Annotated in this window: 21 protein-coding genes; 4 read left to right on the forward strand and 17 right to left on the reverse strand. The window is 63.7% G+C overall.

Annotated elements, in window-relative coordinates; all coding sequences use genetic code 11:
- Window positions 1-75 precede the first annotated feature (75 nt).
- The 17 genes from EJ066_RS09520 to puuE all read right to left on the reverse strand — a co-directional run bounded on the left by EJ066_RS09520 (window position 76) and on the right by puuE (window position 18,454).
- Window positions 76-1,503 carry a S8 family serine peptidase gene (locus tag EJ066_RS09520; protein ID WP_126043802.1) on the reverse strand — a complete coding sequence of 476 codons (1,428 nt, stop codon included), beginning with the start codon at window positions 1,501-1,503 and terminating at the stop codon, window positions 76-78.
- Between the two features lie 139 nt (window positions 1,504-1,642).
- Entirely contained in the window at window positions 1,643-2,311 is a 669-nt protein-coding gene (locus EJ066_RS09525; protein WP_126037064.1) for an anti-sigma factor, read from the reverse strand.
- A complete protein-coding gene (locus EJ066_RS09530) occupies window positions 2,308-2,874 on the reverse strand; it encodes a sigma-70 family RNA polymerase sigma factor (protein ID WP_126037066.1) in 567 nt (188 codons plus the stop codon). Before EJ066_RS09530 ends, EJ066_RS09525 begins: the two co-directional genes overlap by 4 nt.
- A 394-nt stretch (window positions 2,875-3,268) precedes the next feature.
- Window positions 3,269-4,222 carry an IS5 family transposase gene (locus EJ066_RS09535; protein ID WP_126037068.1) on the reverse strand — a complete coding sequence of 318 codons (954 nt, stop codon included), beginning with the start codon at window positions 4,220-4,222 and terminating at the stop codon, window positions 3,269-3,271.
- Window positions 4,223-4,306: 84 nt separating this feature from the next.
- On the reverse strand, window positions 4,307-5,146 hold the full coding sequence (locus tag EJ066_RS09540; RefSeq protein WP_126037070.1) for an alkaline phosphatase family protein: 840 nt from the start codon (window positions 5,144-5,146) through the stop codon (window positions 4,307-4,309).
- Between the two features lie 94 nt (window positions 5,147-5,240).
- The gene (locus EJ066_RS09545; protein WP_126037072.1) at window positions 5,241-6,830 is read right to left on the reverse strand and encodes an ABC transporter substrate-binding protein; all 1,590 of its coding nucleotides are present in this window, start codon (window positions 6,828-6,830) and stop codon (window positions 5,241-5,243) included.
- Window positions 6,831-6,966: 136 nt separating this feature from the next.
- On the reverse strand, window positions 6,967-8,619 hold the full coding sequence (locus EJ066_RS09550) for an ABC transporter ATP-binding protein (protein WP_126037074.1): 1,653 nt from the start codon (window positions 8,617-8,619) through the stop codon (window positions 6,967-6,969).
- Window positions 8,619-9,443 carry an ABC transporter permease gene (locus EJ066_RS09555; RefSeq protein WP_126037076.1) on the reverse strand — a complete coding sequence of 275 codons (825 nt, stop codon included), beginning with the start codon at window positions 9,441-9,443 and terminating at the stop codon, window positions 8,619-8,621. Before EJ066_RS09555 ends, EJ066_RS09550 begins: the two co-directional genes overlap by 1 nt.
- 10 nt (window positions 9,444-9,453) lie before the next feature.
- Window positions 9,454-10,413: an ABC transporter permease gene (locus tag EJ066_RS09560; RefSeq protein WP_126037078.1), complete on the reverse strand. Its 960-nt coding sequence runs from the start codon at window positions 10,411-10,413 to the stop codon at window positions 9,454-9,456.
- Between the two features lie 16 nt (window positions 10,414-10,429).
- Window positions 10,430-12,019 (reverse strand): ABC transporter substrate-binding protein, encoded by a 1,590-nt coding sequence (locus tag EJ066_RS09565; protein ID WP_126037080.1) that lies wholly within the window; start codon window positions 12,017-12,019, stop codon window positions 10,430-10,432.
- Window positions 12,020-12,174: 155 nt separating this feature from the next.
- On the reverse strand, window positions 12,175-14,160 hold the full coding sequence (locus tag EJ066_RS09570) for a CocE/NonD family hydrolase (protein WP_126037083.1): 1,986 nt from the start codon (window positions 14,158-14,160) through the stop codon (window positions 12,175-12,177).
- Window positions 14,161-14,271: 111 nt separating this feature from the next.
- Complete coding sequence (locus EJ066_RS09575) at window positions 14,272-14,691, reverse strand: type II toxin-antitoxin system MqsA family antitoxin (protein WP_126037085.1); 420 nt, start codon at window positions 14,689-14,691, stop codon at window positions 14,272-14,274.
- 2 nt (window positions 14,692-14,693) lie between these two features.
- Entirely contained in the window at window positions 14,694-14,999 is a 306-nt protein-coding gene (locus tag EJ066_RS09580; protein WP_126037087.1) for a type II toxin-antitoxin system MqsR family toxin, read from the reverse strand.
- A 55-nt stretch (window positions 15,000-15,054) separates the two neighbouring features.
- The gene (locus EJ066_RS09585; RefSeq protein ID WP_126043803.1) at window positions 15,055-15,648 is read right to left on the reverse strand and encodes a nucleoside deaminase; all 594 of its coding nucleotides are present in this window, start codon (window positions 15,646-15,648) and stop codon (window positions 15,055-15,057) included.
- The gene (locus EJ066_RS09590) at window positions 15,648-16,151 is read right to left on the reverse strand and encodes an ureidoglycolate lyase (RefSeq protein ID WP_126037089.1); all 504 of its coding nucleotides are present in this window, start codon (window positions 16,149-16,151) and stop codon (window positions 15,648-15,650) included. Before EJ066_RS09590 ends, EJ066_RS09585 begins: the two co-directional genes overlap by 1 nt.
- Complete coding sequence (locus EJ066_RS09595) at window positions 16,148-17,011, reverse strand: bifunctional allantoicase/(S)-ureidoglycine aminohydrolase (protein WP_126037091.1); 864 nt, start codon at window positions 17,009-17,011, stop codon at window positions 16,148-16,150. The genes EJ066_RS09590 and EJ066_RS09595 overlap by 4 nt, the downstream gene beginning before the upstream one ends.
- Before the next feature lie 9 nt (window positions 17,012-17,020).
- The gene (gene puuE / locus EJ066_RS09600; RefSeq protein WP_126037093.1) at window positions 17,021-18,454 is read right to left on the reverse strand and encodes an allantoinase PuuE; all 1,434 of its coding nucleotides are present in this window, start codon (window positions 18,452-18,454) and stop codon (window positions 17,021-17,023) included.
- A 194-nt stretch (window positions 18,455-18,648) separates the two neighbouring features.
- Between puuE and uraH the strand changes: the two genes are divergently transcribed.
- The 4 genes from uraH (at window position 18,649) to xdhC (ending at window position 24,113) form a co-directional block, all read left to right on the forward strand.
- Window positions 18,649-19,023, forward strand: a complete 375-nt coding sequence (gene uraH / locus EJ066_RS09605; RefSeq protein WP_126037095.1) for a hydroxyisourate hydrolase — start codon at window positions 18,649-18,651, stop codon at window positions 19,021-19,023.
- A gap of 133 nt (window positions 19,024-19,156) precedes the next feature.
- The gene (gene xdhA / locus EJ066_RS09610; protein ID WP_126037097.1) at window positions 19,157-20,638 is read left to right on the forward strand and encodes a xanthine dehydrogenase small subunit; all 1,482 of its coding nucleotides are present in this window, start codon (window positions 19,157-19,159) and stop codon (window positions 20,636-20,638) included.
- Window positions 20,638-22,986, forward strand: a complete 2,349-nt coding sequence (xdhB, locus tag EJ066_RS09615; protein ID WP_126037099.1) for a xanthine dehydrogenase molybdopterin binding subunit — start codon at window positions 20,638-20,640, stop codon at window positions 22,984-22,986. Before xdhA ends, xdhB begins: the two co-directional genes overlap by 1 nt.
- Window positions 22,987-23,072: 86 nt before the next feature.
- Complete coding sequence (xdhC, locus tag EJ066_RS09620) at window positions 23,073-24,113, forward strand: xanthine dehydrogenase accessory protein XdhC (protein WP_126037101.1); 1,041 nt, start codon at window positions 23,073-23,075, stop codon at window positions 24,111-24,113.
- Window positions 24,114-24,149: the final 36 nt, after the last annotated feature.

Genomic DNA, 24,149 nt, shown 5'->3' on the forward strand with positions numbered 1-24,149 from the left:
CGTTGCGGCCATTGGCGGCAACCAACTGATTGAGTTCGAGCATGGGTAAAATCAGAAGCGTTTAAGCGTCAGACCCTATTCTTTCGCCGCCTCGGCCGCCTTCGTATCCAGCAGCCCATAGCCGAAATCATTGTCCCGCCCCTCGGGGCCGAGATCCCTGGCCGTGGCGGCCAGCGCCTTCTCGACCCAGTCGGCGGAGCGGTCGGGCGCGGCATGCAACAGATTGGCGATGGCGCCGGTCACGATCGCCGCGGCGAACGAGGTGCCGGTGACCACGTCGGAGCCGGCCCCGCTCGGCGCCACCATCTCGACGCCGGGGGCGGAGAGGAAGACGTAGGCGCCGCGATTGGCCTGCTGCATCAGCCCGTCCTTCGCATCGGTTGCGGTCACCGCGATGACGCCGTCGAAGGCGGCCGGGTAGCCGTAGGGCGCCTTCGGCCCGTTGTTACCGGCGGCGGCGACCAGCACGATGCCCAAGACGCGTGCATTGCGGCAGGCGACGCCGAGCAGGTCGTTTTTCGGGCCGACGAAGCTCATATTGATGATGCGGACATCTTGGCTTGCCGCCCAGTCGAGCGCCGCAAGGATGACGTCCATGCTCGACTTGCCGCCCTCGAAGGCGCGGGCATGATAGATCCTGGCGCCCGGCGCCATGCCTTTGAGCGCGCCGACGCCGGCGATCAGGCCGTCGATCGAGGTGCCGTGATCGCGCGCCTCGATCGGCACATCGGGCATGGCGTCGAACTGATTGGCGATAACGCCGGAGAGCGCCGGATTGCTGTCGTCGATGGCGGTGTCGACGACAGCGATGCGTACATTCTCGCCGCTGGCCTCTCTCGCATCGAGCGCGATACGCTCGAAGGCATAGTTGACGATGCCGGCCGCTTGCTGCAGCGAGTAGATATGGTTGGGCTCGCGCCGCGTGGTGCGGCCGTCGGCGGCAAGCTGAGCCAGCACGACGCCGACCGGGCGGCCATCGGGAATGCCGAAGCGCACCAGCGTGGTGCCGAGCAGCTGAGACTGGCGCTGCGAGCGCACCTCGAGGCCGAAGGAGGCGGCGATCTGCTGGACGGCGTCGCCGTCCACCGTCACCAGCACCTCGTCGGGCACGAAATCGCCGACGATCGCGCGCGGCGGCGCGGCCGCGACGAGATCGGAGGGCGAAACGATCGGACCGCCTGGGGCTGTGGCCTGTATCGCTGCCGCATCGGCGGGCGGGACCGGCGGCGGTAGCGCGCCGCTGGCCGGATCGCGGCGTGGATTGGGCGTCGGCAGCGGAGTCTGGCCGTAGTCAACCGGATTGGGGAACAGGTCGACGATCAGCGCGGGAAGAAAGACCGCGCCTGTCGCGGCGGAACCTGCGCCGGGCGTCTCGCCGCTGTCATCCTTCGTATCGTACTCGACGCAGTCGGCCGCCGTCGTCCGGTTGAGGCAGTCGATTTCCGCCTGGGTTCGTTTCGGATCATCGGTCTGCGCCAAGGCAGGCGCAGCGGCGATTGTCATCGTCGCCACAAGGAGCGCCGCAAATCGAATGACCACCTTAGAACGCTTTGCGTTTTGGTGGAACCAAAACCGCGCTCCAGGTCTTTGTTTTAACGCATTTTGTCGAGCGCCAAACGAAGATTTTTGGCTGCAAAATGCTCTAGCCGCCATCGCCCGGTTTCCTCCCCTCGACCACAGCTTCCGCGAATGGCTGGGCGGCAATGAGGCCGAGCACTTTTTCATAATCGGCCGCGGTCGTGGCCGGGATGCCAAGGCGGAAGACGCCGTCGGCGGTCGGCCCGCCGGCGATCTTTATCTGGTTTTCGCCGAGAAAGACGGCAATGTCGGCCATCTTCGCATCCGGCTTGAACTTCACCAGCACGAACGGCATTTTCGCCAGATCGCCTTGCTGGCCGGCAACCTCGAAATCGCCGCCCATGCCGCCGGGCTGCTCAAACGACTGCACCACGACAAGCGCCAGCAGAGCGGCGGCTGCGGCCCAGGCGACGCCGGCGGGTACCGCCAAGAAGCGGCCCCACACCTGCGCCATTAAGGACGATGCCGCCGGCGCGCGCGCAGGACCGGCCTCGGCGTCGAGCGCCCGGGCGAAGCGGCCGAGCGCATCGGCCGGCGGGCGGATCGCCTCATTGGCGGCAGCGGTGCCGGAGAACTCGGCCTCGGCCTCGCCGAGGGCGGCAAGCGCTGCCGGGTCGTTCGCCAGCCATTCCTCGATGGCTTCGAGTTCCGCACCTTCCAGCGAGCCGTTCAGATAGAACGGCAGCAGCGTCTCCATTTCGTCGCGGCGCGACATCTTTTCAGCGGCGCTCATGGCCACCCCCTGTCGTAACCGGCGGCCTTGAGGGCCTCGCCGAGTTTCTTGCGGGCGTAGAACATCCTGGTCTTGACCGTGGCGACCGGAATGCCGAGCACCTCGCCGATCTCGGTCACCGACTGTCCGTGGTAATAGGCAAGGTCGATCACCGTCCGGTGTTCTTCCGGCAAAGCATCGACGAAGCGCCGCAAGGCGGCGCCCTTGTCTTCCTTCATGGTGGCGACTTCCGGCGTGTCGGCGCTGTCCGGGACCTGCGCCGCGTCGTCGTCGTCGATCCAGTCTTCCTTTTTCTTGCGCAGCAACGACAGCGCCTTGAAGCGGGCGATGCCGAGCAGCCATGTCGAGACTTCCGAGCGCCCCTCGAAACCGGGCGCCTGGCGCCAGAGTTCGAGAAACACCTCGTTCGCGATATCGTCGGCCATCATTTCCGATCCCGTCTGGCGCGCCACGAAGCGGTAGATCCGCGCGTGATGGCGCATGAACAGGAGCCGCACGGCGGCTCGGTCGCCCTTCGCGACCCGGCCGACAAGCGCGCGATCGGTCTCCGTCGCTGCCGTCATGGCCGGTCGAGCCGCCTGGCTCCTGTCTGCTCTGTCGCTGATCGGCCCAAAAAGGTTCACCGCTTTCCGCCCGGATTTTTCTGAAAGCTAGCCGAAGAGCGGCAACGTTGCCAGAGGGGGTTCTTGCCTCCCCTTGTGGGAAAAGGTGGATTGGCGCGCAGCGCCAAGACGGTTGAGGGGTGCTGGACGGAGTGCGGCGTTGCCAAGCTGGAGCACCCCTCATCCGACCGAGCTTCGCTCGGCAACCTTCTCCCACAAGGGGCCTGTTGCGCAGTTAGCGAGGACAGGCTGCGGAACGGTTTCACCGTTAGCATTCCGCTTTGCTTGGGTGATTTGGCGTCTGGTTTGGAGTTTGAGGGGTATTGGTGCGGCGTTTGGCCGGTCACCGGCGCACCTATCCCGTGATGGCGGCCCATCGGCGCATGTTGAAGGCGATCGCCGCCATCGTCACCTGGGCAGCTGCCTTGGCTAGCCCAACGTAACGGATCGTGGTCAGCTTCATGCGGTTCTTGAGCGTGGCGAAGGTGGTCTCCACCGTCGCCCGCCGTCTGGCGATCAGGCGATTGTAGTGCTTGAGCCGCGACGGCAGCGGATGGTGTTTGTTGGGGCGGCGCGCAATGCGCGGCTTCTTGCCTTCGGCCTTGAGCCGCGCGCGGCGGGCATGGGTGTCATAGGCGGCGTCCGCCCACACCGTCCTCTCGTCGCCGCGGATCAAACCATCGGCCACCACCGTGTCGTTGACGTTGGCTGGCGTCGTGAGCAGCGTGCGGATCAGGCCGGAACCCTCGTCCACGCCGACATGGGCCTTGTAGCCGAAGGTGAAGCCCTTCTTGCCCTGTCTTACGCCACGTGCCTCGGCATCCTTCGACGGCCGCTCGCTTGTCGGCGGTGCTGAGACCGCATCGATCAGCGTCGCATCCAGCATCGTGCCGCGCTTCAGGATCACACCGGCCTTCTCCAATTGCCGGTCCAGTTCGCCAAACAGCTTCTCCAAGAGACCTTCGCCAACAAGCAGATTGCGAAAGCGCGACAGCACCGTGTGATCGGGAATGCTCTCCTCCAGGCCAAGCCCAACGAAGCGCCGGAACGACAGCCGGTCACCCAGCGCTTCCTCCAGCTCGCGATCCGACAGCCCATAGAGCGACTGCAGCAACAGCGCCTTGAACAGCAGCAGCGGCGGCCAGGCCGCGCGTCCCGGCCCACCATCACGCAGCGGGGTCAGCAGCTTCTCGAAGCGGTACCACTTCACCAAGTCAACCAACCGGTCGAGCGGCGAAGACCCGCCCGCCCGCTTGTCCCCCAGAAATGCCTCCGCAAGGCTCAACTGACCCGTCCGCTTCACCGCCATCGCGATTCTCCTCGGCTTTCGCCTCAGAGAATCACAACCAGTGAATTACGCAACAGGCCCACAAGGGGAGAAGGAAAGGGCGCTTCAGCCCAGAAAAGGCTTCGCTTTCATCGTCGCCGGCACCGGCACGCCGAGGCGTTTCAGCACTGTCGGCGCCAGCTGCAACTGGTCGAGCAGCGTCTCTGCTTCCGGGCCGTTGCCTGGCCCGAAATAATAAAGCGCAAAATCCTGCATCTCGTCGTCATGGCCGCCATGATGGCCGCGATCGGTCTGGCCGTGATCAGCGGTGACGATCACCTCGTAGCCGGCTTGGCGCCAGCGCGGCAGGAAGGCGGCGAGCATGCCGTCCATCGCATAGACGGCATGGTCCATCTCATGGCAGTCATGGCCGAAGCGGTGGCCCATCGAGTCCAGCGTGCAGGTGTGCAGGATGCCGTAGTCGATGCCATGCCGCCTGGTCAGCATGGTCAGCGTCGCGAACAGGTCGACGTCGCTCGGCGTCATTTGGTTCCTGGCATTGTAGCCGGTCATGGTGTGGAAACGGCCATGCGTGATCGGCCCGCCCAGCTCGTCGAACTCCATGTCCTCGACCAGATCGAACGGATAGGCGCGGAAGAATTCGGACCAGTAGGAATGGGTGACCGCGCCGGTCTTGCCGCCGGCCTTGCTGACCTCGGAGAAGATGTCCGGTTGCTCGACGCGGAACCGGTTTTCGTTGGACAATATGCCGTGCACCTGCGGTGCCACGCCGGTGTGGATCGAGGCATAGCAGCTGGCCGAGGTCGACGGCAGCACGGAGCGCATCTTCCAGACACGCGCCTCGCCCGATTGCACCCAGCCTTCGAGATTGCCCATCAGCCGGCGCCAGTTGCGATAAGGCACGCCGTCGAGGATGATGAGCAAAAGTTTTGTATCGAGCGCCACGGGCCGCTCCATGCGATTTGGGCCGTTGAGGTTAAAGCGCCGTGTGTCGCCTGGACCCACGGCGCCTTAGAAGTCGTATCAGACGGATCGGATGCTAAGCATTGAGCCAGCACTCGTTCAGCGCATAGCCATCCATCATCTCACCGTTCGGGTTCTTGACATAGCCGCTGATCTTGTTGCTGGCGGCGGCATCGATGAATTGGTTGAAGAAGGGCACGATCAATCCGCCCTCGTCGCGCATCAGCATCGCCATGTCGTGATAGATCGCCTTGCGCTTGGCCTGGTCGAGCTCGGCACGCGCGGTAAACAGCATCTTGTCGAACTCCGGCCGCTTGAAGCGCGTGTCGTTCCAGTCGGCTGTCGAGACGTAGCCGGTGGAGTACATCTGGTCCTGCGTGGCCCGCCCGCCCCAGTAGGACAGCGAGAAGGGCTGCTTGTTCCAGACCTCCGACCAGTAGCCGTCACCGGGTTCGCGCTTGATCTCGATCTTGATGCCGGCCTTGGCGCAGGACTGCTGGTAAAGCTGGGCAGCATCGACGGCGCCCGGGAAGGCGACGTCGGAGGTGCGTAACAGGATCGAGCCGCTGTGCCCAGATTTCTTGTAGAGCGCCGCCGCCTTTTCCGGATCGAACTTGCGCTGCTCGATGTCGGTCGAAAACAGCGGATAGGCCTCGTTGATTGGAAAGTCGTTGCCGGCCGAGCCGTAGCCGCGCAGGATTTTTTCCAGCAGTTCGTCGCGATCCATGGCGAGCTTCAGCGCCATCCTCAGATCGTTGTTGTCGAAGGGCGCGGTGTCGCAGAACATGTTGAACGGGTAATACCCTCTGCCAGCGACGTTCTCGATGGTGACGCCGGCGATGCGCTTGACCAGGTCCACCACCTTCGGCTCGACGCGGTTGATCATGTGGACCTGGCCGCCCTGCAGGGCTGCCAGCCGCGCCGTTGCGTCGTTGATGACGATGATCTCGATTTGATCGGCATGGCCGGCCTTGTCGCCCCGCCAGTAGTTGGCGAAACGCTCGCCGCCATGGCGGACGCCGGGCTGATTGACGGTGACCTTGTAAGGGCCGGCGCTGATGCCGGCGTTGGGATCGTCCTTGCCGCCGTTCGGCTGGATGACGAGATGGTAGTCCGCCATCAGATAAGGAAAATCGGCGTCGGCATCGCCGAGCGTGACGACAACCTCCTTGCCGCTTGCCTTGACCGCCTTGATGTTCTTCAGGATGCCGAGCGCGCCCGACTTCGATTTCTCGTCGGCGTGGCGTTCGAGGGTGGCCGCGATATCCTCAGCGGTGACGGTCTTGCCATTGTGGAACTCGATGCCGTCGCGCACCTTGATCGTCCAGGTCTTGGCGTCCGAGGACGCGCCGATCTCCTCGGCGATGAGGTTTTCCACGCCACCGTCGGGCTTCAGGCGGACAAGGAACTCGCCCCATTGCTTGCAGAAGCTGAACGTGACCTGGCTGAGGTTCAGCGCCGGATCGAGACTGTTGGTTGATTCGCCGCCTTGCAGGCCGGCCTTGATCGTGCCGCCTTTCACTGGCGTCCGGGCGAAGGCTTTGCCGGCCAGCGTCGACGCCAGCGCTACCGATACGCCAAGGGCCGCGGCGCGGCCGAGGAAGTCGCGGCGTGATATCCGGCCCCTGCCGGCAAGGTCCGCGAGATGGTCGAGTTCAGTCGTCATTGTCCAAGTCCCCTTTCACGAAGAACAGCTTTGCACGAGCGGTGCTCGTTCGCGTTGATCCTCTTCGCCTCGCATTTCATCTGGATGACGGAAGCAGCGTTTGTTGCGCTTTCCAGGCCGCAATATCGCGAGCTGTCTAATTCCCCGCGCTGGCCATGCGCCGTCCCTTGATCGCCTTTTCCAGCCAGCCGATCTCCATTTCGGGGACCGAGGACAAGAGGAGATCGGTGTAGGCGTCGAAGGGCGGCGTCAGCACCTGGCTCTTCGCGCCGTAGCGCACCACCTCGCCGCGATACATCACCGCGATCGAATCGGCGATCGACTTCACCGTCGCGAGATCGTGGGTGATGAACAGATAGGCGACGTTTTCCTCTTTCTGCAGCTCGAGCAGCAACTCCAGGATGCCGTGGGCCACTAGCGGGTCAAGCGCCGAGGTCACCTCATCGCAGATGATCAGCTTCGGCTTGGCGGCGAGCGAGCGGGCGATGCAGACGCGCTGCTTCTGGCCGCCGGAAAGCTCGGCCGGATAGCGGTCGATGAAACCCTTGCCCATCTCGATCTTGTCGAGCAGCTCGGCGACGCGGGCGTCGCGTTGCCTTCCACGCAGACCGAAATAGAATTCGAGCGGCCGGCCGATGATGGTGCCGACGGTCTGGCGCGGATTCATCGCCACGTCGGCCATCTGGTAGATCATCTGCAGCTGGCGCAGATCCTCCTTTGGCCGGTCGGCGAGCCGGTTGGCGAGCGGGCGTCCATCGAAGGTGACGGTGCCCTCTTCGGGCGGCAAGAGGCCGGTGATGGCGCGCGCCAGCGTCGACTTGCCCGAACCGGACTCGCCGACGACGGCCAGCGTCTGGCCAGGATAGATATCGACCGAGACGTTCTTCAGCACCTTGATATGGCTGCGGCCGTAGGCGGCGGTGATGTTCTTGACCGACAGGAACGGCGTCGTGCCGGGCTTCTGCTCCTGGTGCTCGATCTCATGCACCGACACCAGCGCATTGGTGTATTCCTGGCGCGGTTCCTTGATGATCTGGCGGGTGCCGCCCCATTCGACCAGCCGGCCATGGCGCAGCACCATGATCTCGTCCGAGACCTGGGCGACGACGGCCAGGTCATGGGTGATGTAGAGCGCCGCGACATGGGTGTCGCGGATGGCGTCCTTGATCGCCGCCAGCACGTCGATCTGCGTCGTCACGTCGAGCGCCGTGGTCGGCTCGTCGAAGACGATCAGGTCGGGTTCGGAACACAGTGCCATCGCCGTCATCACGCGCTGCAGCTGACCGCCCGACACCTGGTGGGGAAAGCGTTCGCCGATGCTTTCCGGATTCGGCAAGCTGAGCTTCTTGAACAGCGCGACGGCGCGTTTTTCGGCCGCGGCCCGCGTCGCCCTGCCGTGCAGCAGCGTCGCCTCGACCACCTGGTCCATCAGTCTGTGCGCCGGGTTGAAAGCCGCCGCCGCCGATTGCGCGACATAGCAGACCTCGCGGCCGCGCAATTTGCGAAAACCCTCCTTGCCGCCCTTGAGGATGTCGCGGCCATTGAGGATGACCTCGCCGCCGGTGATGCGTACGCCGCCGCGGCCATAGCCCATCGCCGACAGGCCGATGGTCGACTTGCCGGCGCCGGACTCGCCGATCAGGCCGAGTACCTTGCCCTTCTCGAGCGTCAGCGAAACGTCATGGACCAGCACGATGTTTTTGGGCGCCTCACCCGGCGGGAACACCGTGGCCTCGATGCGCAGATTGCGGATATCGAGCAGCACGGACTTTGGTCGCTGGTCAGCCATTACCCGCGCCCTCCCTTGAGGCTTGTCGTGCGGTTGAGCACCCAGTCGGCGACCAGGTTGACGGAAATCGCCAGCATCGCGATAGCCGCCGCAGGGATGAGTGCTGCCGCGATGCCAAACACGATGCCGTCCTTGTTTTCCTTGACCATGCCGCCCCAGTCGGCGCTAGGCGGCTGCACGCCGAGGCCGAGGAAGGAGAGCGTCGACAGGAAGAGCACCGCATAGATGAAGCGCAGGCCGAGTTCCGAAACCAGCGGCGACAACGCATTGGGCAGGATCTCGCGGAAGATGATCCAGAGCTCGCCCTCGCCGCGCAGCTTGGCCGCCTCGACGAAGTCCATGACGTTGATGTCGACGGCGACCGCGCGCGACAGGCGATAGACACGGGTCGAGTCGAGGATGCCCATGACCAGGATCAGCGTCACCAGGTTGGATGGCAGGACGGACAGCACGACGAGGCCCATGATCAGCGTCGGGATCGACATCAGGAGATCGACTAGACGCGACATAAGCGTGTCGAACCAGCCGCCGAAAACCGCCGCCGAGAAACCGAGGATGGCGCCAAGCGAGAAGGATAGCGCGGTGGCCAGCACCGCGATGAACAGCGTGATGCGGGCACCGTAGATCATGCGTGAAAGAAGGTCGCGTCCGAGATTGTCGGTGCCCAGCCAATGTGCCGACGACATCGGCCCCCAGACGTCGCCGACGATCTCGCCATTGCCGTACGGCGCGATCCAGGGGGCGAAGATCGCCGCCAGCACGAACAGCGCCGTCAGCACCAGGCCGATCAGCGCGGGGACGGGGATGCGTTTTATGTCGAGCATGCCCGCCCCCTTACTTCGGATGTCTGAGGCGCGGATTGGCGACGATCGCCGCTATGTCCGCAATGATGTTCAGGCTGATATAGACAGCGGCGAAGATCAGGCCGACCGCCTGCACCACCGGCACGTCGCGCTTGGTGACGTGGTCGACGAGATATTGGCCCATGCCTGGGTAGACGAAGATCACTTCGACCACGACGACGCCGACGATCAGGTAGGCGAGGTTGAGCATGACGACGTTGATGATCGGCGCAATCGCATTGGGAAAGGCATGCCTGCGGATGACGGCGAATGCCGAAAGCCCCTTGAGCTCGGCGGTTTCCACATAAGCCGACTGCATCACGTTGAGAATCGCGGCGCGCGTCATGCGCATCATGTGGGCTAGCACCACCAGCGTCAGCGCCGCCGCCGGCAGCATGATCGCCTGCATGCGCTCGCCGAAAGGCATTCCGTCATAGACCGTCGAGATGCCGGGGAAGATCTGGTACTTCACGGCAAAGAAATAGACGAGTACGTAGCCGACGAAGAACTCGGGAAAGGATGTCGAGGCGAGCGCCAGTCCGGAGATCAGTTTATCGACCCAGCCATTGCGGTAGCGCACGGCAATCAGTCCGAGGATGATCGCCAGCGGCACGGCCACGACCGCCGCCCAGAAGGCGAGGAACAGCGTGTTCCACAGCCGCCCCTTGATCGATGTCGCAATATCCTGCCCGCTCGACATCGCGGTGCCCAGATCGCCGGTCACGACGCCGCCGAGCCAGCGGAAATAGCGGATAAAGGCCGGGTCGTTGAGGCCGAGCTGCTCGCGCAGATTGGCGAGCGACTCCGGTGTCGCCGACTGTCCGAGGATGGCTTGCGCGACGTCGCCGGGCAGGATCTGTGTGCCGGCGAAGATCAGGACCGATACGGCCAACAGCAGGAGGATGCCCAGCGCGATGCGCTGGGTCACCAGTTTCACGATGGGTGAGGACATATCCGCAAGGCCGGGCTCAGGCTTCGAGCCAGCACTTTGCCAGAGCGTATCCGTTCATCAGCTCCTGATGCGGATCGTCGACCCAGCCGGCGACCTTGGCACCCGTCGCGTCGATGAACTGGTTGAACATCGGCAGGATCAGGCCGCCCTCGTCGCGGACGAGCATCGCCATGTCGCGATACATCGCCTTGCGCTTGTCGTTGTCGAGCTCGGCGCGCGCCGCCAGCACCATCTTGTCGAAATCCGGACGCAGGAAACGCGTGTCGTTCCAGTCCGCCGTCGACAGATAGGCGGTCGAGTACATCTGGTCCTGCGTCGAGCGGCCGCCCCAGTAGGATGCGGAGAAGGGCTGCTTGTTCCAGACTTCCGACCAGTAGCCGTCGCCCGGTTCGCGCTTGACCTCCAGCGTGATGCCGGCCTTGGCAGCGCTCTGCTGGAAAAGCTGTGCGGCATCGACGGCGCCGGGGAAGGCGACGTCCGATGTCCTGAGCAGGATGGCGCCGTCATGGCCGGACTTCTTGTAGTGGAACTTGGCCTTGTCGGGATCGTATGTGCGCTGCTCGATGTCATCGGAAAACAGCGGATAGGCCGAGTTGATCGGGAAGTCGTTGCCGAGCGAGCCGTAGCCTCTGAGGATCTTGTCGAGCATCTCCTCGCGGTTGATCGCCAGCTTCAGCGCCGTGCGCAGATCGTTGTTGTCGAACGGCGCCGTATTGCAATGCATGATGAAGACGTAGTGGCCGGGGCCGGAGTGGTTGCGGATGGTGACGCCCGGCAGGCGCTTGATCAGATCGACGATCTTCGGCTCAACGCGGTTGATCATGTTGACCTGGCCGCCCTGCAGGGCCGACGTGCGCGCCGTGGCGTCGTTGATGACGATGATCTCGATCTGGTCGGCATGGCCCATCTTGTCGGCCTGCCAGTAATTGGCGAAACGCTCGCCGCCGTGACGCACGCCGGGCTCGTTGGTGGTGATCTTGTAGGGTCCGGCCGAGATGCCGGCATCGGCTCCATCCTTGCCGCCATTGGGCTGGACGATCAAATGGTAGTCGCTGAGCAGATAGGGCAGGTCGGCATTGGGTTCCTTCAGCGTCAGCACCACTTCCTTGCCGCTGGCCTTGATGCTCTCTATGCCCTTCATGTAGCCGAGCGCGCCGGACTTCGACTTCTCGTCCGAATGGCGTTCGAGCGTGGCGGCCACGTCCTCGGCGGTCACCGTCTTGCCGTTATGGAATTCGACGCCGTCGCGGATCTTCAGCGTCCACACCTTGGCGTCGTCGGACGAGCCGATCTCCTCGGCGATGCGGTTCTCGAGACTGCCTTCCGGGGAAAGTTCGACGATCAGTTCACCCCACATCTTGCCGAAGGCGAACGGCACCTGGGTCATGAACAGGGCCGGATCAAGGCTGTTGGTGGACTCGCCGCCGACCAGGCCGGCCTTCAGCGTGCCGCCCTTGACCGGACCCGCGGCGCGCGCTGCACTTGAAAGCAGCGAGTTGGCGAAGGTTGCGGTGACACCGAGCGCTGCCGCCCGGCCGAGAAAATCACGACGGCTGAGCTTGCCGGACGCAACGCGCCGGCCGAGAAATTCCAGTTCGTTTGACATGTTGAGTTCCTCACTCTGTTGGTTCGACCTTGTGGCCGTTCTTCTCGTTTCTTGTGAGGTGAATAATGACCGCAAGGGAAAGGCGTAAGCAAGACCGAATGCGACATGCCGTGGCGTAAATCGTACGTCGCAATTGGACCAATTCTCATAAGCGCTCAAAGCAGAGCGCGCGGGATTCTCTCTTCGAAATTGCGCTCGAAAATCAGTTTTTCGCCCTCATAGGCTTCGATTCTGGCACTAACCATGAAGTTTTCCGCGTCGGACCGCATTTCGGCTGACGTTTCGGTGCGCACCGACCATCCATTTCGCGACAGCGTTTGCGTCCAGTGCGTCTTGCTCGACGCTGACAGCGGATTGTCAGGATGGATCGCCCATGTCTCACGGGCAATGCTGCCATTGGCGAGGCCATGCTCCAGATCGCGCACCTCGCCAAAATCGTCGACGATGGAAAGCGTGATAGTCCCGGTCTTTTCGTCGTGATCGACGTGGCGTTCGGAATTGGCGGCGCGAATCGTTTCGGTCGCCCAGGGCGCGGCTGCCTCGGGCGTGGGGAACGTGACTTCGTCGCCTTGAGCCGGCGGGCGCAGCGGCAGCTTCAGCGTCGCTGCCGACAGGTCGAGCCGAACCGGTTCCGGCGATGGCCAGATCATCGGCCAGTAGGCATTGGAAACGGCAATACGCAGGCGGTGGCCGGCCGGCACGCGATAGGCGCATTGGTCGAGCACGACCCGGGCGGTGACGGTTTCGCCCGGCACAAGCGCTTGCGGGAATTCGTGCGAGCTACGGTGCGTCAGGTTGAGCACGCCATAGGAGATCAATTCCGACGCGCCGTCGGGATGCACGTCGCAGAGCCGCACCGCGATGTTCGCCTGGCGCCGGTCCGACGAGACCCGGACCCGAACCTCAGGTGCGCCGACAATGTCGATCGCTTCGGTAAGTGCCGGCTGGTCGAAGCACACCGACAGCGCATCGTCGGGGCGCTGATCGCCGGGCAGTTCCGGGCCGAAGGTGAAGGGAAAATATTCGCCGCCGGCAAGGCCGCAGCTTTGCGGCGAGGCCACGATGGCGGGCTTGCTGCCTTCCGGGATCATCTCGACTTCCTGCGTCTTGATATCAGGCGACGGCCATTTCTGCTCCGCGACCCAGCGGCCCGGCCGCTCCGGATGCCAGCGCGCGGGACGGACGCTGTCCATCACATAGGCGCGGTAGGCGGGGTCAGCCTCGACGCCGGTGTCGATGCCTTTCAGCCAGCGGTCCCACCAGCGCAAGGCCTCCTGCAGGAAACCGATGCGCGGTTCGGGCGCGGCATAATGCGGATATTTGTGGATCCAGGGCCCGACGATGCCCTTGACCGGCGCCTCGATGTTGGCGGCGAGATGGGAAATGGTGTTGCGATAGCCGTCATGCCAGCCGCCGATCGACAGGACCGCCGCCTGGATGGCGGAATAGTCCTCGCAGATCGAACCGCGCTTCCAGTAAGCGTCGCGGTGCTGGTGCTTCAGCCAGAGCGGCGCCAGGAAGGGCTGGTTCTCCAACCGGGTCAGCCACAGGTCGCGCCAGCGGTTATCGCCGGCCAGCAGCGGGTCAGGCGGCCGCGACGAATAGGACAGCATGGTCGAGGCCCAGCCGAAATTCTCGATCAGCAGGCAGCCGCCCTTATAGTGGATGTCGTCGGCATAGCGGTCGACGGTCGAGCACAGGCTGATCACCGCCTTCAGCGCCGGCGGTTGCCTTGCCGCCACCTGCAGGCAGTTGAAGCCGCCCCAGGAAATGCCCATCATGCCGACATTGCCGTTGCACCAGGGCTGGGCCGCCGCCCAGGCGATGACGTCGCGGGCGTCCTGCAATTCCTGCTCGGAATATTCGTCGTCCATCAACCCTTCGGAATCGCCATTGCCGCGCATGTCGACGCGGATCGAGGCGTAGCCGTGGCCGGCGAAATACGGATGCGTCAGCTGATCGCGAAAGATCGTGCCGTCGCGCTTGCGGTAGGGTAGGTGCTCGAGGATCGCCGGCACCGGATCGTCGCCGGCATCGGCCGGCATCCACACCCGCGCCGACAGCCGGCACCCGTCCGGCATGACGATTGCCATGTCGGGGAATTCGACGACCTTGCGGGGAAACTCGGTGACGGTTTTCATGCCGGGCATAACGCCTCGCAGCGACATGACTTTCAATCGCTATTCGCGACTGGAGCAGCGAAATATGCGACCTGATCCAGACAAGAGCGACTTGTCCGGAATGACGTGCTGTTATCGCAATTCGTCCAGCAATTCGGGATGTTTTTCCAGAAGCGTCATCAATTGAATGGTCGGGCCGCTCGGCTCGATCAACCCTCGTTCGTATTTGTCGAAGGCATTCTCGCCGACCTTGAACAGGGATCCCGCCTCGCGCTGCGACAGCTTGAGCTTGGTGCGCACACGCCGGATGGTAGCCGGGGCTGGTATGCCGTCTATCTTCTCCTTGAGAATGCGAAGAGCCGCATCGACAGCAATCATGTCGTCTCCGACATGCACGCCTTCGCCCCCTGACGGCGGATAGTAACCCGGCAGGTCGACGATCATGCTCTCGCCCTTATAGCTCACGGTGAACGGACGCACCCCGCGCGTCAGCGTTTCGCCTGTTTCAGGGGAGATCATGGTGCTCGTTTCATTGCTTTCCCTTGTCGCCATAGTCATTTTTCCTTGAACGACATGACCGTGAATTCGGTCACGACATCCGCCTGAAATTTCACATAGAGGATCAAGTCGCGCGCCGGCACGTGATAGACATCTTGCCAGACACGATGATCCGCGAATGTCGTCATTGACTTTACAAACATTTTCCGCGTGATGCTGCCGATTACCTCGACTATACCAGCGCGATCGAAACCGAGGCCGATTGCATCCCGCAGCGCGGACGTTGTGATCGCCAGCATATCTACAGAGCCAAACTCCGCCTTGATCGCATCAAGATCGTAAGTAGGCCTGCGTTTCTCCATAGCGCAATATGCCACCATAAAGGTGGCAGTTCAAGTCAATCGAGCTCCGCAAGGTTCAATTAAGCGGGATGTCGTTCTCGGCCTTGCTCGCCTGATAGGCGTAGGAAAGTTCATCGTAGCGGGCCGAGATCGTGCCGATGCGCGCTTCCAGCCGCCGGCGCTCGGCCTCGGGCAGCGACCGTACCAGTCTGCGGATCGAAAAACTCTGCCAGTAGGCGTTCTCGGCATTGTAGCCGCCGGGATCGAGGGTGAAGACCTCTTTCAGGATTTTCAGGTCGTGCGGGATGGCGAAGCTGTCACGCGAATCCTCGTGGCTGAAGAGGTAATAGAAATTGTCGAAGCCGGTCCAGGTGATCGCCGACAGGCAGAGCGAGCAAGGCTCGTGCGTGGCCAGGAAAATGGCGTCCTTGGTGTCGACGCGCTCGGCCTTCGGCATTTCGTAAAAGCGCTTCAGGCAGTGCACCTCGCCATGCCAGAGCGGGTTTTCCGTCTCGTTGTTGGTTTCGGCCAGTACCAGCGAGCGGTCGTCCTTTCTCAGGATCGCCGCGCCGAACAGCTTGTTGCCGTGGGCGACGCCTTCCGCCGTCTTCGGCATAATGTCGTGCTCGATCACGTCGAGCAGGCGGTCGATCAGCGAGACGTCGGCCATCATGCGGTTCCATCGGGGAGATCGATCTCGTAAGCGTGCGAGAAATGGCACTCCTCAAGATTGGAGCCGTCGCCGCCACGATCGACGACCAGGAAATCCTGGGCGGCGCCGATCGGCGTCAGCACGCCGTGCCACCGATTGCGCGGATAGTTGACGCCTTGCCCGGGCGCGGTGATGAAAGCGTGCGGCTCGCCCGGACCGTCGTCGCCGTCATGGCAGACGACGATCAGGAACGGCCGCGGCGACAGCGGGATGAAGGCCTGGCTGCCGAAGGGATGGCGCTCGACCATGGTGAGCTTCAGCGGAAAATCGTAGGGCGTGCCGCGCACCATGGAGATCAGCACGCGTGCATTCGGCCCCTGCGCTTGCGCGGTGGCGAGGTCGTGGTAGCGCTCGGCCTTGCCGCCATTGATCGGATAGTGATTGTCCCCATCCATATCGATGACGTCGCCGAATTCGGCGAAGCTTTCGCGGCTCAGCGGCCGCGCGACGATGCGGGTCATGGCGCGACCCTCGCGACGCCGGCGCCGCCGAGCTTGGCATGCCGGTTGACGTCCTTGTAGAGCAGGTAGCGGAACTGTCCCGGGCCGCCGGCATAGCAGGCCTGCGGGCAGAAGGCGCGCAGCCACATATAGTCGCCGGCCTCGACCTCGACCCAGTCCTGGTTGAGGCGGTAGACCGCCTTGCCTTCCAGCACATAGAGGCCGTGCTCCATGACGTGGGTTTCGGCGAAGGGAATGACCGCGCCCGGCTCGAGCGTCACGACGGTGACATGCATGTCGTGGCGCATGTCGGCCGGATCGACGAAGCGCGTCGTCGCCCAACGGCCTTCAGTGCCGGGCATCGGGCTTGGCGCGACGTCCTGTTCGTTGGTGAAAAAGGCTTGCGGAACATCGATACCTTCGACGGCGTCGTAAGCCTTGCGGATCCAGTGGAAGCGGACCGCAGCACCGCTCTCATTGCGAACGGTCCATCCGCTGGCCGGTGGCAGGAAAGCAAAACCGCCTGGAAGCAACATATGCGTCTCGCCGGCAACCAAGACGGTCAGCTCGCCCTCGACCACGAACAGGGCGCCTTCGGCACCGGCATCCGGTTCCGGCCGGTCGCTGCCGCCGCCGGGCGCGACCTCGACGATATATTGCGAGAACGTCTCGGAGAAGCCGGACAGCGGGCGCGACAGCACCCAGACACGAGTCTTGTCCCAGAACGGCAAGGCGCTGGTGACGATGTCCTGCATCACGCCCCTTGGAATGACGGCATAGGCCTCGGTGAAGACGGCGCGGCCGGTCAGCAGCTCGCTCTGGCCGGGATGGCCGCCATGCGGCGCGTAGTAGGTTCGGTCAGGCATCTTGATCGTGTCCATGGTTCAAACCTATTGCGGGAGCATGTCCTTGAGGCGGAGCAGCGCGATGCGCTCGACCTGTTTGCAGGCGGTTTCGAATTCGACGTTGCGGCTGTTGCCGATACGCGCCTCGAATTCAGCCAGGATCTCCGCCTTGGTCTTGCCTTTCACCGCGATGATGAAGGGGAAGCCGAAACTGGTGACGTAGGCGGCATTGAGCTTGGAGAACAACTCGCGCTCCTTATCGGTCAGCGCGTCGAGCCCGACCGAAGCCTGTTCCCTGGTCGATTCCGCGGTCAGCCGCTTGGCCTGCGCCAGTTTTCCGGCAAGGTCGGGATGGGCGTTGAGCACCGAGAGCCGCTCGGCCTCGCTGGCGGCACGAAAGGCGCGGCACAGCGCGTTGTGCAGGCCGCCGGCGCTGTCATGCGCCGGGCCGAGTTCCAGTTCGTAGGCGCGCTCGGCGATCCACGGTGAATGCTCGAACACGCCGCCGAAAGCCTGGACGAAGGCCTCGAATTCCATTTTTGACGGACGCAGCGAGGGCAGCCGGAACGGATGGGCCTCTTGCCAGTGTCTTGCGATGTCGATGCGCCGCGCCAGCCAGACCTTGTCGTGCGATTTGACATAGTCGACGAAACGCTTCAGCGCCGCGACCCGGCCCGGCCGTCCGACGAGGCGGCAGTGCAGGCCGATATTCATCATGCGCGGCCGTCCCGCCTTGCCTTCGGCGTAGAGCGTATCGAAACTGTCCCTGAGATAGGCGAAGAACTGGTCGCCCGAATTGAAGCCTTGCGGCGTGGCGAAACGCATGTCGTTGACGTCGAGCGTATAGGGGATGATGAGCTGCGGCTTCGCCGATCCGTCTGGCCCGTCATGCTCGAGCCAGTAGGGCAATTCGTCGTCATAGGTGTCCGATATATAGTCGAAGCCGCCTTCTTCCGCCGCCAGCCGCACAGTGTTGATCGACGTGCGGCCGGTGTACCAGCCGGTCGGCCGTGCCCCAGTCACCTCGTAGTGTAGGCTAACAGCCTCATCCATGTCGCGGCGCTCGTCCTCCGGCGCATGGTCGCGGTAGTCGATCCATTTAAGCCCGTGCGAGGCAATTTCCCAGCCGGCCTCCTGCATCGCTGCAACCTGGTCAGGCGAACGCGCCAGCGCTGTGGCGACGCCGTAGCAGGTGACCGGCACCTCAGCCTCGGTGAACAGGCGCAGCAACCGCCAGAAGCCGGCGCGGGCGCCATACTCGTAGATCGATTCCATGTTCCAGTGGCGCTGGCCGGCCCAGGGTGCCGCGCCGACGATTTCGGACAGGAAGGCTTCCGAAGCCTTGTCGCCGTGCAGCACGCAGTTCTCGCCGCCTTCCTCGTAATTGACGACGAACTGCACCGCGACATGCGCGCCGCCGGGCCATTTCGGATCCGGCGGATTGGCGCCGTAGCCGCGCATGTTTCGTTCGTAACGCATTGTCGCTCCTGCCGGATGGTGTGATCAGGATAGTCGAAAGGATCGCTTGCGCATTCCCCCGAAAATTTTTGAAAGTGTTTTTGCAGCACTTCGCTCGACCGGGACTTATGCATCGCCTTTAATTGGCGCACAATTCGTCAAACATGTTCGACTGTACCGGGCCAATTTGTTAATACTGGAGATGGGAGCAGCCAGTGGCGGAAACGTCGAAAGCCGAAGGCGGACGTCTGACGACCCATGTCCTCGACACCGCGACCGGCAGGCCGGCGGCGGGCTTGTCGATCGAGCTCTACCGCGTTGACGACGATGGGCGGACGCATCTGAAGACCGTCGTCACCAATGCCGACGGCCGCTGTGACGCGCCGCTGTTGGCCGGCGCGGAATTCCGCACCGGCGAATACGAACTGGTTTTCGCGGCCGGCGATTATCTGCGCCGACAGGGGCTGGGTCTGCCGGAACCGGCCTTCCTCGACAGCGTGCCGATCCGCTTCGGCATGGCCGAGCCGGTGCATTATCACGTGCCGCTGCTGATCTCGCCCTACGGCTATTCGACTTACCGGGGGAGCTGATGACCAACTTTGAAAGATTGCGCTGCCCCTCACCCTTACTCGACGCTGGAGCTTGTCCCTTCTCCCCGTCCTTCACGGGGAGAAGGTGCCGGCAGGCGGATGAGGGGCGGCGCTTCGGGTGGAGAGAATAGCGATGGCCAAGCTCAGAACTCGTGCCGAAATCCGCTTCATCCTCAACGGCGAGAACATGGTGCTGACCATGGTAGCGCCCGACGAGACCTTGCTCGACTGGCTGCGGCTCAAGCGCTCGCTGCGTGGCACCAAGGAAGGCTGCGCCGAAGGCGATTGCGGTGCCTGCACCGTGCTGGTCGGAAGGCTCTCCGCCGGCCGGCTGGTCTATGAAAGCGTCAATGCCTGCATCCGCTTCCTCGGCTCGCTCGATGGCACGCATGTCGTGACCGTCGAGCATCTGCGTGGCGACGGCGAAAAATTGCATCCGGTGCAGCAGGCGATGGTCGATTTCCACGGCTCGCAATGCGGCTTCTGCACGCCGGGCTTCGTCATGTCGCTTTACGCCCTGTGGATGCGGTCGCCGGAGCCGTCGGACGCCTCCATCGAGAAGGCGTTGCAGGGCAATCTCTGCCGCTGCACCGGCTACGAGGCGATCGCCCGCGCCGCCCGCGCCATCTCCAGCTATGGTAAGGCGGCAAAGGACCCGCTGGCGGCGGAGCGCAAGGCGGTCGCGGCAAAGCTCACGGCCATGAAAGACGGTTCGCGCATCGAGATCGGCTCGGGTAAGCAGCGGCTGGTCGTGCCGGCCGATGCCGATGATCTGGCCCGCGTGCTCGACAAGGAGCCGGGCGCCACTGTCGTTGCCGGTTCGACCGATGTCGGCCTGTGGGTGACCAAGCATATGCGGGATATTGCGCCGGCGGTCTTCATCGGCAATCTCGACGGGCTGTCTACGATCTCCGAAGACAACGGCATCATCTCGATTGGTGCCGGCGTCACCTATAGCGAAGCCTTCTCAACGCTGGCCAAGCGCATCCCGGCGCTAGGCCCGCTGTTCGATCGCATCGGCGGCGACCAGGTGCGCAATATGGGCACGATCGGCGGCAATATCGCCAACGGTTCGCCGATCGGCGACACGCCGCCGCCGCTGATCGCACTCGGCGCGCAACTCACGTTGCGCCGGGGCAAGAAGCGGCGCACGATCCCGCTGGAAGATTTCTTCATCGCCTATGGCAAGCAGGACCGGCAGCCGGGCGAATTCGTCGAGACCGTGCATGTGCCGGTGCCGGCCAAGGGTACGAAGTTTGCCGTCTACAAGATCACCAAGCGCCGTGATGAGGACATCACAGCGGCCCTTGGCGCCTTTTTGCTGACGCTGGCCGGGAATGGAACGGTGGCGGATGTGCGCATCGCTTATGGCGGTATGGCCGCAACGCCGAAGCGGGCCTCCGCGGTCGAGAAGACGCTGCTCGGCAAGCCGTGGACCGAGGCGACGGTGGAAGCGGCAATGGCTGAATATACAAACGATTTCACCCCGTTGACCGACATGCGGGCGAGCGCTGAATACCGGGCACTGGCGGCGAAGAACCTGCTGTTGCGCTTCTTTGCCGAGACCTGCGGCACCAAGGCGCCGATCCAGGTTTCACGGCATGAGGCGGCGTGATGACCACCCACGCCTCCAACCTCAAAGCGCAAAAGATCGCCGGCGGCGTTGCCACCGATCAGCGCCATGATTCCGCGCACAAGCATGTCCGCGGAACGGCGGTCTATATCGACGACATGCCGCTGCCGGCCGGCACGCTGCATGGCTGCCTTGGGCTTTCGGCGGCCACCCACGCCACCATCACCAGCATGGATCTGTCGGCGGTGCGCGCGGCACCCGGCGTCATCGACGTGCTGACGGCCAGCGATGTGCCGGGCGAAAACGACATCTCGCCGACCGGCCGCCATGACGAGCCGGTGCTGGCCGACGGCAAGGTGCAATTCTTCGGCCAGCCGATCTTCTGCGTCATTGCCGAAACGCGCGAGCAGGCGCGCCGCGCCACAAGGCTGGCCAAGATCGAATACAAGGAATTGCCTTTCGTCACCGACATCGGCGCACTTGATCCCCGCAAGGACAAGCTGGTCACCCCGCCGCTTACCTTGAAGCGCGGCGATGCCGCTGCCGCCATCAGCCGGGCGCCGCGGCGGCTCAAAGGGCAGATGCGCATCGGCGGCCAGGATCATTTCTATCTCGAAGGCCAGATCGCCATGGCGATCCCCGGCGAGGACCAGGACGTCACCGTCTATTCCTCGACCCAGCATCCGAGCGAAGTCCAGCACATGGTCAGCCATGCGCTCGGCGTGCCGAGCCATGCCGTCACGGTCGAAATCCGCCGCATGGGCGGCGGCTTCGGCGGCAAGGAAACGCAAGGCAACCAGTTCGCCGCGCTCGCGGCGATAGCTGCCAAGAAGCACCATCGCGCGGTGAAGATCCGGCCCGACCGTGATGACGACATGATCGCCACCGGCAAGCGCCACGACTTCCTCGTCGATTATGAGGTTGGCTTCGACGACGACGGCAATATTCTCGGCGTCGATTTCATGTTCGCGGCGCGCTGCGGCTTCTCTGCGGACCTGTCAGGCCCGGTGACCGACCGCGCGCTGTTCCACTGCGACAACACCTATTTCTGGCCGGCGGTGCACGCGCAGTCGGCGCCGCTCTACACCAACACCGTGTCGAACACCGCCTTCCGCGGCTTCGGCGGTCCGCAAGGCATGGTTGGCGCCGAGCGCGTCATCGACGAGGTCGCCTTTGCCGTCGGCAGGGACCCGCTCGAAATCCGCAAGAAGAACTTCTACGGCAGATCAGACCGCAACATTACGCCCTATCACCAGACGGTCGAGGACAACATCATCCATCGTATCGTCGCCGAGTTGGAGGCGAGTTGCGACTATGCGAGGCGCCGTCGCACCATTGAAGCCTTCAACGCCAACAGCCGCTTCATCAAGCGCGGATTGGCGCTGACGCCGGTCAAGTTCGGCATCTCGTTCACCGCCACGCACTACAATCAGGCCGGCGCGCTGGTGCACGTCTATACCGACGGTTCGGTGCATCTGAACCATGGCGGCACCGAGATGGGGCAGGGCCTTTACGTCAAGGTGGCGCAGGTCGTGGCGGAAGAATTCCAGATCGACCTCGACCAGGTGAAGATCACCGCGACGACAACCGGCAAGGTGCCGAACACCTCGGCCACCGCCGCGTCTTCCGGCTCCGACCTCAACGGCATGGCGGCGCAGAATGCAGCCCGGCAGATCAAGGAGCGGCTGACAAATTTCGCCGCCGAAAAATACCAGGTGCCGCGCGATCAGGTGCTGTTCCTGCCAAACCGGGTGCGCATCGGCAACCAGGAGATCGCCTTCGCCGACCTCGTCAGGCAAGCTTATATGGCGCGCATTCAGCTTTCGGCGGCGGGCTTCTACAAGACGCCGAAAATCCACTGGAACAGGGATAAGGGCGAGGGTCGTCCCTTCTATTATTTCGCCTATGGCGCCTCGTGCTCGGAAGTGTCGGTCGACACGCTGACCGGCGAATACATGGTCGAGCGCACCGGCATCCTGCACGAAACCGGCCGCTCGCTGAACCGCGCCATCGACCTCGGCCAGGTCGAGGGCGGGTTCATCCAGGGCATGGGCTGGCTGACGACGGAGGAATTGTGGTGGGACGACAAGGGCCGGCTGCGCACTCATGCGCCGTCGACCTACAAGATCCCGCTCGCCTCCGACCGGCCAAAGATCTTCAACGTGACGCTGGCCGACTGGCCGGAGGCAAGCGAGCCGACGGTGCACCGCTCCAAGGCCGTCGGCGAGCCGCCGCTTCCCCTCGGCATGTCGGTGCTGCATGCGCTGTCGGATGCGGTGGCGAGCGTTGCCGACCACCGGATCTGCCCGCGCCTCGACGCACCGGCGACGCCGGAGCGGGTGCTGATGGCGATCGAGCGGCTGAAGAAGGAAGCCAAGGCCGGCACCTGAACTCGATCCCCGAACAGGCCCCAGATCTGGACAAGGCGTGCAATCCGGGCCGGAAAACCCTATGTTTCCCGTTAGGGAAAGCGAACATGACCTCGAAAGTGCAAAGCCTGAAAGCCTTTCTTGCCGGCGCCGGTCGGGTCGCCCTGGTAGAGGTGGTCGGGACAAAAGGCTCGACGCCGCGTGAGAAGGGCGCCTTCATGCTCGTCTCGCGCTCGGCGATTTTTGGTACGATCGGCGGTGGCCAGCTCGAATATATGGCGATCGACAAGGCGCGGCAGATGCTGGGTCGATCGGCCTCTTCAGCCTCCGGTTTTGGCGAATTTGCCGATGTCGGCGCTGCCCCTCATCCGCCTGCCGGCACCCTCTCCCCGTATAATGACGGGGAGAAGGGAGCTGGCCGCAACGCTGGCGACCTCCTCTCCCCGTCCTTACGGGGAGAGGGTATGGGTGAGGGGCAGCGTGAACCCGGCAAGACTGTCACTACGCTCGACATCCCGCTCGGGCCGGAAATCGGCCAGTGCTGCGGCGGCAGGGTCGAGGTGCTGATCCGGCTGGTTGACGCAGCGTTGGCGCAAGAGTTGGTTGCGGCGGCGGAAGCCGAGGAGGCGCAGCTGCCGCATGTCTACATCTTCGGCGGCGGCCATGTCGGACAGGCGCTGGCCTCGGCGGCGGCCTTGCTGCCGGTGCATGTCGTCGTCATCGAAACGCGTGCCGAGGCGCTGGAAGGCATGCCGGACACGATCGATACCCATCTCACGCCCGTGCCCGAAGCACTGGTGCGCAGCGCCCCTCCAGGAACGGCCTTCGTCATCCTCACCCACGACCACGCGCTGGATTTCCTGATCGTCGCCGAGGCATTGAAACGCCGGGACGCAGCCTATGTCGGCATGATCGGTTCCAGGACCAAGAAGGCGACGTTCAAGAACTGGTTCCTGAAGTCGGCGGGCGGCAGCGAGGCGCAATTTGCCCGCCTCGTCTCGCCGATTGGTGGCGATGCGGTCAAGGATAAGCGCCCGCAGGTTATCGCAGCGCTCGCCGCCGCCGAGATCATGACGGCGCTGGTCGCTCACGCAACGGCATCAGTAACTCCATCCCCAGTCTCTCACGGCAAGGCGATGGTCAGCTGACGGCTACTATATTTCGCCGACCGTTCCTTGTCTTGC

This window comes from Mesorhizobium sp. M9A.F.Ca.ET.002.03.1.2 (assembly GCF_003952365.1).
Classification (GTDB): Bacteria; Pseudomonadota; Alphaproteobacteria; order Rhizobiales; family Rhizobiaceae; genus Mesorhizobium.

Excerpts from the sequence above, each read along its gene's own strand:
- EJ066_RS09520 (WP_126043802.1), bottom strand. The coding sequence starts at position 1,503 with ATGACAATCGCCGCTGCGCCTGCCTTGGCGCAGACCGATGATCCGAAA.
- EJ066_RS09525 (WP_126037064.1), bottom strand. The coding sequence starts at position 2,311 with ATGAGCGCCGCTGAAAAGATGTCGCGCCGCGACGAAATGGAGACGCTG.
- EJ066_RS09530 (WP_126037066.1), bottom strand. The coding sequence starts at position 2,874 with ATGACGGCAGCGACGGAGACCGATCGCGCGCTTGTCGGCCGGGTCGCG.
- EJ066_RS09535 (WP_126037068.1), bottom strand. The coding sequence starts at position 4,222 with ATGGCGGTGAAGCGGACGGGTCAGTTGAGCCTTGCGGAGGCATTTCTG.
- EJ066_RS09545 (WP_126037072.1), bottom strand. The coding sequence starts at position 6,830 with ATGACGACTGAACTCGACCATCTCGCGGACCTTGCCGGCAGGGGCCGG.
- EJ066_RS09550 (WP_126037074.1), bottom strand. The coding sequence starts at position 8,619 with ATGGCTGACCAGCGACCAAAGTCCGTGCTGCTCGATATCCGCAATCTG.
- EJ066_RS09555 (WP_126037076.1), bottom strand. The coding sequence starts at position 9,443 with ATGCTCGACATAAAACGCATCCCCGTCCCCGCGCTGATCGGCCTGGTG.
- EJ066_RS09560 (WP_126037078.1), bottom strand. The coding sequence starts at position 10,413 with ATGTCCTCACCCATCGTGAAACTGGTGACCCAGCGCATCGCGCTGGGC.
- EJ066_RS09565 (WP_126037080.1), bottom strand. The coding sequence starts at position 12,019 with ATGTCAAACGAACTGGAATTTCTCGGCCGGCGCGTTGCGTCCGGCAAG.
- EJ066_RS09570 (WP_126037083.1), bottom strand. The coding sequence starts at position 14,160 with ATGAAAACCGTCACCGAGTTTCCCCGCAAGGTCGTCGAATTCCCCGAC.
- EJ066_RS09575 (WP_126037085.1), bottom strand. The coding sequence starts at position 14,691 with ATGGCGACAAGGGAAAGCAATGAAACGAGCACCATGATCTCCCCTGAA.
- EJ066_RS09580 (WP_126037087.1), bottom strand. The coding sequence starts at position 14,999 with ATGGAGAAACGCAGGCCTACTTACGATCTTGATGCGATCAAGGCGGAG.
- EJ066_RS09585 (WP_126043803.1), bottom strand. The coding sequence starts at position 15,648 with ATGGCCGACGTCTCGCTGATCGACCGCCTGCTCGACGTGATCGAGCAC.
- EJ066_RS09590 (WP_126037089.1), bottom strand. The coding sequence starts at position 16,151 with ATGACCCGCATCGTCGCGCGGCCGCTGAGCCGCGAAAGCTTCGCCGAA.
- EJ066_RS09595 (WP_126037091.1), bottom strand. The coding sequence starts at position 17,011 with ATGGACACGATCAAGATGCCTGACCGAACCTACTACGCGCCGCATGGC.
- puuE (WP_126037093.1), bottom strand. The coding sequence starts at position 18,454 with ATGCGTTACGAACGAAACATGCGCGGCTACGGCGCCAATCCGCCGGAT.
- xdhA (WP_126037097.1), top strand. The coding sequence starts at position 19,157 with ATGGCCAAGCTCAGAACTCGTGCCGAAATCCGCTTCATCCTCAACGGC.
- xdhB (WP_126037099.1), top strand. The coding sequence starts at position 20,638 with ATGACCACCCACGCCTCCAACCTCAAAGCGCAAAAGATCGCCGGCGGC.
- xdhC (WP_126037101.1), top strand. The coding sequence starts at position 23,073 with ATGACCTCGAAAGTGCAAAGCCTGAAAGCCTTTCTTGCCGGCGCCGGT.